This window comes from Marinobacterium arenosum, assembly GCF_019795155.1.
Classification (GTDB): Bacteria; Pseudomonadota; Gammaproteobacteria; order Pseudomonadales; family Balneatricaceae; genus Marinobacterium_C; species Marinobacterium_C arenosum.
Map to the genome: position 1 here is coordinate 23764 of NZ_JAILYN010000053.1, position 6821 is coordinate 30584.

Here is a 6821-nt window from a genome sequence, read left to right on the forward strand (position 1 = left end):
TGCAATTCAAGAGGCGACCCCATGACCCAGCCCAGCGACAACCCGGCCGACCGCGCCTGCCAATTGACCCGAGACTTTATCGGCCAGGCGCTGAAAGTCCGGCAAGAAAATCCGGAATACGCCCAGACTCCGGCACAGACCGCATTGATCCTCGGCCTCGAGCTGGGCCGACTGGCCGCCGGCCTGGATGATGCTGGCCGCGCGGCGATGCTGGCCGGCCTGCAGAAAGGACTGGTCAGCCTGAAACTTAGCGATGACGAACGCCAGGCGGTACTGGCCGCCGTGCAGCCGCAGATCCAGCCGGGTAGCCAGGCCTGATGAGCGAGACGATCCAGTTCCAGCCGATCGGCCATGTCCGTTGTGGTTTCAAGCAGAAGTTCGGCATTCCACGCCAGCCCGGCCTGGTCAACTCGATGCAGGCGATTATCGAGCTGGCACCGGACTATGCCAGCCGCGAAGCGGTGCGCGGCCTGGAACAGTGCAGCCATATCTGGTTGCTGTTCCTGTTCAGCGAATGCGTCGGCAAAGGCTGGGCACCGCTGGTGCGACCGCCCCGGCTGGGCGGCAATCAGCGCCTCGGCGTGTTCGCCAGCCGCTCGCCGTTCCGACCCAACCCGGTCGGCCTGTCGCCGGTGAGGCTGGACCGGGTCGAATGCCGTGGCGAACAGGTGCTGCTGCATGTCACCGGCGCCGACCTGCTGGACGGCACGCCGATCATCGATATCAAGCCTTACCTACCCTATTCCGACCGGATCGACGAGGCCGAGTTCGGCCTGGCTCAGTCGATCGAACAGCTGGAGCTGCCGGTGGAGTTTTCCGAACAGGCGGCGGAAAGTTGCCAACGCTACGGTCGGGACCTGGATCAACCGCTGGCCCGCCAGATCAGCGAGATTCTCCGTTGCGACCCACGTCCGGCCTACAAGAAGGGCGATAGCGAGCGGGTCTACGGTCTGCAGTTGCACCACCTGAATATCCGCTGGCAGATCACCGACCAGGTGATCCATGTGCTGGAGATCGAACCGGTTTGAGCGGCCGGTTAGCTAACGGCTTTCAAGAATTCAAGATCAGGAGTTTCATCATGGCCCGTTCCGTCGCCTCACCACTGTTGGTCCTGTTGCTGGCGCTGTCGCCCCTGCAGGCTGTACAAGCCGAATCGGCCACGCCGCTCGAGCAGCTGCAGCAGCTGATGCGGGATTCTGAACTGGCGCCCTATGTCCGTAACTACCAGCAGTGTCTGGCCGACCAGTTGGCGCTGAAAGAGGACATGGCCAACCGGTTGCAGCGGATGATGGCCGCCACCGACGCCTGCCAGCCGATCGTCGATGAGCTGATCGACGCCTTCGGTGACGCCAGCGAGCAGGAGAAACAGCAGATCATGCAGCTGTATCGGGAGCTGCTCGGCAAGAGCCTTTGAGCCGGGGCCGGCTTTGGTCGGATTGCGGCTAAAGCCCTCTCCAGCCCTCTGCTACATGAAGCACAAGAAGCGGCCGGTTCAGGCCGCATGACATCTGGAGGTAAACCAATCAAACCTCGCCGCGATAGCGCCGCGCCAGCCAGTAATCGATGCTGAAGTAACGACCGGCACCGGTAAAGAACAGGCTCAGCAGCATAATGAAATAGGTCGCTGCGAATTCGATACCGTTGTTCAGGATCACCACCGAGCCCCGGCCGGTCAGCCAGTCGTAATGGCCGTGCTCGCGCAGAATGTCCTTGGCGCGCGCCAGCCGCTCAGCGGATTCCATCACCCGCTCATTGGCCAGCCAACTACTGGTATCGGCGATCGCCAGCCAGCCATTCTCCAGATGTACCGTCACCGCCGCCACCACCATGGTGACCATCAACGGAATACTGATCCAGCGCACCGCCAGCCCCACCAGCAGCAGGATGCCGCCGAAGAACTCGGTGCCGGCCGCCAGCGCCGCCATCAGTTCCGGCATCGGCAGGCCCAGTCCCCAGTCGGGGTTACCAAACCAGGCGGCGGTATCTTCGAAATGCATCAACTTGTTGTAGCCCGCCTGCATCAGTACCGGCGCCAGGTAGAGCCGTAGTAGCAGCGGTGCCAGCCCGTCCAACCGGCGGCTGTGGTTCAACAGATCATGTACTTTGTTGTAGCGTTCAATCAGGCTTGCCATCGTCTATTCCTTTCCATCAGTTCCGTGCGGTGCCCAGCAGTACGCCGACAGCCCGCAGCTGCTTCAGCGTCTGGAGACCACCGTCGATAACAATCTCGGGCTGCGGGTGATTCAGCTCGCCGGCGATCTGCTGCATCGCCGCCCGCCCGCTCAACTGCGGCGATTCGGCCAGCAGGTAAAGCAATCGAGCGGTGACCGCGTTGATCGCCATGAACTTCACATCGAAGTCGTCATTACGATACGCCAGCAGGTAGGTCGGCTGCTCCCCCGGCTGATCCGGTTGGAACTGCTCTCCGATTCGATGCACCGGGTACTGGTAAGCCAGCGACCAGGCCAGCGGCGACTGTACCGGATGCCCCGCCAGCAGGTCACCGTCCGGCTCGATCTGCGTCCAGTCGGGTGCCTGCTCGGCCGTTTCCAGCGCCAGTTCAACCCACTCGTAATGGGCCAGTTCTGCAAGAAACGGCGGATCCTGCGGCTGCGGCTCACGCTCCTGGACCAGGTAGGCGATAAACTCCTGACCGATCTCCAGAAAATAGGGGCTCTGGCAGCGGTGGGTGGCGAAGAAGTCGCGTACCAGGCTGTGCCAGTACTCATCGCTGGACAACCGGTGCAGCACCGGAAAATTGCCCTGCAGAAAACCTTCGATGTTGTTGTAGAACAGCTCGCGGTAGATCTTCATGCGCCGCTCTTCGACATCGGCCGGACGGGGATTTTTCGCCGGCTGACGGATATGGGCGGCAAATTGGTACTGGGCCTGCTGGAAGGCAGGCGCATTCGGGCCATCGCCGGCCCGCTTACGCTCAGGCGACGGTACGGTCATGGTCAGCCCTCCACTGCTGCTGGTAATGGCGGATCTGGTCCACTTCGCTCAGCAGTTCCGCCATCGGCGGGATATTGAAATCGCGTTCCAACAGGGTCGGTACCGGTCCGAAGCGCCGATACGCCTGCTGCAACAACTGCCAGACCGGATCGACCACATCGGCGCCATGGGTATCGACGATAAGATCATCCGCTTCGTTATAGTGGCCGGCCACATGCAGGTACTGGATCCGCTCGGCCGGCATCCGGGCCAGGAATTCGCTTGGGTCATAGCGGTGGTTAACGCTGTTGACGTAGATGTTGTTGATGTCCAGCAGCAGTTCACAGTCCGCCTCATCCAGCACCGCCAGGATAAACTCCAGCTCGCTCATTTCACTGGAAGGTGCGGCATAGAAGGAGACGTTTTCGATGGCGATCTTCTGCTCCAGCAATTCCTGCACCTGGCGGATTCGCGCCGCCACGTAGTGCACCGCCTCCTCGGTAAAGGGGATCGGCATCAGGTCATACAGGTGACCGTCATCGCTGCAGTAACTGAGGTGTTCGGAGTAGGCACGAATCTGATGCTCGGCGATGAACCGTTTCAGCTGTTTCAGGAAATCCATATCCAGCGGCGTCGGTCCGCCCAAAGACAGCGACAATCCATGGCAGATAAAGGGGTAGCGCTCGCTGTATTCACGGAACCGCTTGCCGAAACGTCCGCCCAGGCCGATCCAGTTCTCCGGCGCGACTTCCAGGAAATCGACCCGGCCCGGTTCCAGGTCAGCCAGCGAATCCTGCATACAGCGCCGATAGCCCAGTCCGGCTCCCTGCACCGGATACTCTGTCTTCATCACTCACCTCCAGTTCATGCGGAAAATCCCTGTCCAGATAAAAAAGGCCCCTCAACGCTGGGGCCTTTCCTTGCCGGGATCAACTATTTTTAGCTGACTTCGACGTTAAGGGTATCGGCTCAGCCTTCGCCACCGCATTTGCCTTCACCGCACTTACCCTCGGTAGAGGCTTTTTTATCACCGCCGCATTTACCTTCGCCACACTTACCCTCGGCAGAGGCTTTTTTGTCACCACCGCACTTGCCTTCACCGCATTTGCCTTCGGCAGAGGCTTTATCGCCGCCGCATTTACCTTCGCCACACTTGCCTTCGGCAGAGGCTTTATCACCGCCGCACTTGCCTTCGCCACACTTGCCTTCACCGGCAGCGCGGGTCTTCTCACCACCACACTTGCCTTCGCCGCATTTACCTTCGGTTTTCTCGGCCAGTTGAGCGTAGCCACCATTCAATTCGGTAGTGGCAAAAGGATTCTCGGCAGCATTCGCCATGGACACAGATGCCATCCCGGCGATAAACGCAGCACCTACAGTTGCAACCAGCGGTTTCATAGAAGTTGTCTTAGCCATTAGTCTCACCTTTTAAAGTATGTTCTCGGGTTAGTCGGTTATCGATTCTTGTTGCTTTTTTCTGAGCCTGTCAGGCTGCTCATGCCTCGGTTCTCAGCAATTTGAGTACCATGATGTGTCATTGGTCGTGGCCGGCGGCAGTTTCTTACACAAGATTTGGAAAAATTTTCCTACCAGCCACTTCGGCTGGCTGAAAAGCCAGGCAATATATCAGGGGAAAGCAGATCCCTATAGCTGCATTTCGTGGCCGGCGCAGCCTCGCTAAAGTCGATCTTTCCAGTTACCCCAAAGCCTGCCGCTAACAAGACCCGCAACGCTCTCCAACCGCGGTTTGCTGCGGCCCGGCAGACGGCGACGACTGCCCTCTGGCTTAGCCCGACCGGATTCGGTCTAATAGAGAGCGTTCTATAAAGACAAACCCGAGGACCATCGAACGCCATGAGTATCACCGCCGAACAGATCGCCTTCGACCAGCAACATATCTGGCACCCCTACTCCTCGATGATCAATCCGCCGCCGGCCTACCCGGTCGAATCCGCCGAAGGGGTACGCATCCGGCTGGCCGACGGGCGCGAACTGATCGACGGGATGGGCTCCTGGTGGTCGGTGATCCACGGCTACGGCCATCCGGTGCTGAACGCCGCCGCCCACCAGCAGATCGACAAGATGTCCCACGTGATGTTCGGCGGCCTGACCCACCAGCCGGCGATCGAGCTGGCCCGCGCGCTGGTCGAGATGACGCCGGAGAAGCTAGACAAGGTGTTCCTGGCCGACTCCGGTTCGGTGGCCGTCGAGGTGGCGATCAAGATGGCGATCCAGTACTGGCACGCCCGAGGCCTGGCGGAGAAGCACAAGCTGATCACCATCCGCAACGGTTACCACGGCGACACCTTCGGCGCCATGGCGGTGTGCGACCCGGTCAACGGCATGCATGAGATCTTCACCGGCGTCTTGCCGCAGCAGTTGTTCGCCCCGGCGCCGCAGATCGGCTTCGATCAGCCCTGGGACGAGGCCGATATCGAACCGCTGGCCCAGCTGCTGGCCGACAACCACCAGCAGATCGCCGCGCTGATCCTGGAACCGATCGTGCAAGGCGCCGGCGGTATGCGCTTCTATTCGCCCAGTTACCTGAAGCGGGCCCGCGAACTCTGCGATAATCACCAGGTGCTGCTGATCGCCGACGAGATTGCCACCGGCTTCGGCCGCACCGGCGAGCTGTTCGCCTGCCAGCATGCCGGTATCACGCCGGATATCCTCTGTGTCGGCAAGGCACTGACCGGCGGCTACATGACCCTGGCCGCCACCCTGACCAACAGCCATATCGGCGAGACCATCTCGGCCGGCGGCGCCGGCTGTTTCATGCACGGCCCCACCTTCATGGGCAACCCATTGGCCTGCGCGGTGGCCGGCGCCAGCCTGAAACTGCTGCGTGACAGCGACTGGCAGGGCCGTGTGCGGTGTATCGAACAGGGGCTGAAACAGGGGCTGGCGGCTGCCGCCGAGCTGGACAGCGTGGCCGAGGTACGCTGCCTGGGCGCGATCGGCGTGGTCGAGATGAAGGCACCGGTCGACACCGTCGAGATCCAGAAGCTGTTTATCGAGCGCGGCCTGTGGATCCGCCCGTTCGGCAAGCTGGTCTACGTGATGCCGCCCTACGTGATCAGCGATGCCGACCTGCAACTGCTGACCGATGGCATGGTCAGCGCCTTGCAGGCTTACCGGGGCTGATATTTCACGATCAGGCCTATCGCCGGGCCTGTAGACGGCGGTACACCCTAAGCCGATTAGGGTTCATCCCAGGCGCTTAGCCTCTTACACTAGCGCTATCAAATAGTGGAACGCGCCGCCTAGAACATCCGGCGGCGCCAGGAATGTGAGGAGTAGCATGCCAAGAATCAAACTGGAGATGCCGGAGCACTATACCTTCAGCACCGAGATCCCGGTCCGGATCAGCGATATCAACTACGGCGGCCATCTCGGCAACGACGCGGTGTTGTCGATGGTGCACGAGGCCCGGGTCCGTTTCCTGAACCAGTACCACTACAGCGAGCTGGACGTGGAGGGGTTCGGCATCATCATGACCGATACCGCGATCATCTACAAAGCCGAAGGCTTTCATGGCGACCAGATTCAGATAGATGTCGCAGTCGGTGATTTCAACAAGTACGGCTGCGATTTCTACTACCTGATCTCCAACAAGCAGACCGCGGTGGAGGTGGCCCACGCCAAGACCGGCATCGTGTTCTTCGATTACAACGAGCGCAAGGTGGTCACCGTGCCCGAAGCCTTCAAGGCCCGGATGCAGAAAGACGCCTGACCTTGCCCGCCGGGCGGCCAAGAATAGCGGGCCCTGAATTCAGATAATAAGTGCAACACTCATGGTTGAAAGGCGGGAGGTGGCCAACTGCTGACAGTGATACGCTTCAGCTCGCCAAAGTAGAAGAAGTACCACCATGAGTTATCAGCAGTTG

At 60.5% G+C, this 6821-nt stretch carries 9 protein-coding genes; 5 read left to right on the forward strand and 4 right to left on the reverse strand.

Features of this window, described 5'->3' with window-relative positions:
* Positions 1-21: 21 nt before the first annotated feature.
* Genes K6T12_RS18215 through K6T12_RS18225 form a run of 3 tightly spaced genes read left to right on the forward strand, consistent with a single transcriptional unit; the run spans position 22 to position 1414 of the window.
* A complete protein-coding gene (locus tag K6T12_RS18215; RefSeq protein ID WP_222224309.1) occupies positions 22-318 on the forward strand; it encodes a hypothetical protein in 297 nt (98 codons plus the stop codon).
* On the forward strand, positions 318-1028 hold the full coding sequence (gene tsaA, locus K6T12_RS18220; RefSeq protein ID WP_222224310.1) for a tRNA (N6-threonylcarbamoyladenosine(37)-N6)-methyltransferase TrmO: 711 nt from the start codon (positions 318-320) through the stop codon (positions 1026-1028). The genes K6T12_RS18215 and tsaA overlap by 1 nt, the downstream gene beginning before the upstream one ends.
* 50 nt (positions 1029-1078) lie before the next feature.
* Positions 1079-1414, forward strand: coding sequence for a hypothetical protein (locus tag K6T12_RS18225; protein ID WP_222224311.1), 336 nt, complete (start codon positions 1079-1081; stop codon positions 1412-1414).
* A gap of 109 nt (positions 1415-1523) precedes the next feature.
* Here K6T12_RS18225 and K6T12_RS18230 read toward each other — a convergent pair whose 3' ends face one another.
* From K6T12_RS18230 to K6T12_RS18245, 4 genes are all read right to left on the reverse strand, one after another.
* Positions 1524-2132, reverse strand: coding sequence for an HvfX family Cu-binding RiPP maturation protein (locus K6T12_RS18230; RefSeq protein WP_222224312.1), 609 nt, complete (start codon positions 2130-2132; stop codon positions 1524-1526).
* 16 nt (positions 2133-2148) lie between these two features.
* On the reverse strand, positions 2149-2955 hold the full coding sequence (locus tag K6T12_RS18235) for an HvfC family RiPP maturation protein (RefSeq protein WP_222224313.1): 807 nt from the start codon (positions 2953-2955) through the stop codon (positions 2149-2151).
* Complete coding sequence (locus tag K6T12_RS18240) at positions 2936-3784, reverse strand: HvfB family MNIO-type RiPP peptide maturase (RefSeq protein ID WP_222224314.1); 849 nt, start codon at positions 3782-3784, stop codon at positions 2936-2938. The genes K6T12_RS18235 and K6T12_RS18240 overlap by 20 nt, the downstream gene beginning before the upstream one ends.
* A gap of 119 nt (positions 3785-3903) precedes the next feature.
* The gene (locus K6T12_RS18245) at positions 3904-4350 is read right to left on the reverse strand and encodes an HvfA family oxazolone/thioamide-modified RiPP metallophore (protein ID WP_222224315.1); all 447 of its coding nucleotides are present in this window, start codon (positions 4348-4350) and stop codon (positions 3904-3906) included.
* 438 nt (positions 4351-4788) lie between these two features.
* Between K6T12_RS18245 and bioA the strand changes: the two genes are divergently transcribed.
* Both bioA and K6T12_RS18255 read left to right on the forward strand, forming a co-directional pair.
* Positions 4789-6078, forward strand: coding sequence for an adenosylmethionine--8-amino-7-oxononanoate transaminase (bioA, locus tag K6T12_RS18250; protein ID WP_222224316.1), 1290 nt, complete (start codon positions 4789-4791; stop codon positions 6076-6078).
* Positions 6079-6235: 157 nt separating this feature from the next.
* Positions 6236-6667 (forward strand): acyl-CoA thioesterase, encoded by a 432-nt coding sequence (locus K6T12_RS18255; protein ID WP_222224317.1) that lies wholly within the window; start codon positions 6236-6238, stop codon positions 6665-6667.
* Positions 6668-6821: the final 154 nt, after the last annotated feature.

Excerpts from the sequence above, each read along its gene's own strand:
- K6T12_RS18215 (WP_222224309.1), top strand. The coding sequence starts at position 22 with ATGACCCAGCCCAGCGACAACCCGGCCGACCGCGCCTGCCAATTGACC.
- tsaA (WP_222224310.1), top strand. The coding sequence starts at position 318 with ATGAGCGAGACGATCCAGTTCCAGCCGATCGGCCATGTCCGTTGTGGT.
- K6T12_RS18225 (WP_222224311.1), top strand. The coding sequence starts at position 1,079 with ATGGCCCGTTCCGTCGCCTCACCACTGTTGGTCCTGTTGCTGGCGCTG.
- K6T12_RS18230 (WP_222224312.1), bottom strand. The coding sequence starts at position 2,132 with ATGGCAAGCCTGATTGAACGCTACAACAAAGTACATGATCTGTTGAAC.
- K6T12_RS18235 (WP_222224313.1), bottom strand. The coding sequence starts at position 2,955 with ATGACCGTACCGTCGCCTGAGCGTAAGCGGGCCGGCGATGGCCCGAAT.
- K6T12_RS18240 (WP_222224314.1), bottom strand. The coding sequence starts at position 3,784 with ATGAAGACAGAGTATCCGGTGCAGGGAGCCGGACTGGGCTATCGGCGC.
- K6T12_RS18245 (WP_222224315.1), bottom strand. The coding sequence starts at position 4,350 with ATGGCTAAGACAACTTCTATGAAACCGCTGGTTGCAACTGTAGGTGCT.
- bioA (WP_222224316.1), top strand. The coding sequence starts at position 4,789 with ATGAGTATCACCGCCGAACAGATCGCCTTCGACCAGCAACATATCTGG.
- K6T12_RS18255 (WP_222224317.1), top strand. The coding sequence starts at position 6,236 with ATGCCAAGAATCAAACTGGAGATGCCGGAGCACTATACCTTCAGCACC.